Annotated in this window: 2 rRNA genes; both read left to right on the forward strand. The window is 50.6% G+C overall.

Annotated features, from left to right (window positions below):
- Positions 1-372 (forward strand): 16S ribosomal RNA (locus tag WQ57_RS22555); the annotation flags it as partial.
- A 225-nt stretch (positions 373-597) separates the two neighbouring features.
- Positions 598-1,350 (forward strand): 23S ribosomal RNA (locus tag WQ57_RS22560); the annotation flags it as partial.

The raw sequence follows: 1,350 nt of genomic DNA on the forward strand, positions 1-1,350 counted from the left end.
ACCGGAGGAAGGTGGGGATGACGTCAAATCATCATGCCCCTTATGACCTGGGCTACACACGTGCTACAATGGATAGAACAAAGGGCAGCGAAGCCGCGAGGTGAAGCCAATCCCATAAATCTATTCTCAGTTCGGATTGCAGGCTGCAACTCGCCTGCATGAAGCCGGAATCGCTAGTAATCGCGGATCAGCATGCCGCGGTGAATACGTTCCCGGGCCTTGTACACACCGCCCGTCACACCACGAGAGTTTGTAACACCCGAAGTCGGTGGGGTAACCTTTTGGAGCCAGCCGCCTAAGGTGGGACAGATGATTGGGGTGAAGTCGTAACAAGGTAGCCGTATCGGAAGGTGCGGCTGGATCACCTCCTTTCTAAGGATAATGTCTTTTAGGACATTCGGAATGCGAACCTTCGGTTCGTAATGTTGATGAGCTTGTTTGTTTAGTTTTGAGGGAGCGATTCTCTCAGAACTTTTTTGTTCCTTGAAAACTGGATAATCGTATGTAAGAAGGCAATTGCAATAAAACCGAGTATCGCCATTTTAGTTTTTCTCTCTTTTGATTGAAAAAGAGAAACCTGGCAAGTATTTGCCGCAAGGTTAAGTTAGAAAGGGCGCACGGTGGATGCCTTGGCACTAGGAGCCGATGAAGGACGGGACTAACACCGATATGCTTCGGGGAGCTGTAAGTAAGCTTTGATCCGGAGATTTCCGAATGGGGAAACCCACTGTTCGTAATGGAACAGTATCTTTACCTGAATCCATAGGGTATTGAAGGCAGACCCGGGGAACTGAAACATCTAAGTACCCGGAGGAAGAGAAAGCAAACGCGATTCCCTGAGTAGCGGCGAGCGAAACGGGACTAGCCCAAACCAGAAGGCTTGCCTTCTGGGGTTGTAGGACACTCTATGTGGAGTTACAAAGGAACGGGGTAGATGAAGAGGCCTGGAAAGGCCCGTCAGAGAAGGTAAAAACCCTGTAGTTGAAACTTCGTTCCCTCCTGAGTGGATCCTGAGTACGGCGGGACACGTGAAATCCCGTCGGAAGCAGGGAGGACCATCTCCCAAGGCTAAATACTCCCTAGTGACCGATAGTGAACCAGTACCGTGAGGGAAAGGTGAAAAGCACCCCGGAAGGGGAGTGAAAGAGATCCTGAAACCGTGTGCCTACAAGTAGTCAGAGCCCGTTCATGGGTGATGGCGTGCCTTTTGTAGAATGAACCGGCGAGTTACGATTGCATGCAAGGTTAAGTTGAAGAGACGGAGCCGCAGCGAAAGCGAGTCTGAACAGGGCGAATCAGTATGCAGTTGTAGACCCGAAACCAGGTGATCTACCCATGTCCAGGGTGAAG

The organism is Mesobacillus campisalis (assembly GCF_000986785.1).
Taxonomy (GTDB): Bacteria; Bacillota; Bacilli; order Bacillales; family Cytobacillaceae; genus Mesobacillus_B; species Mesobacillus_B campisalis.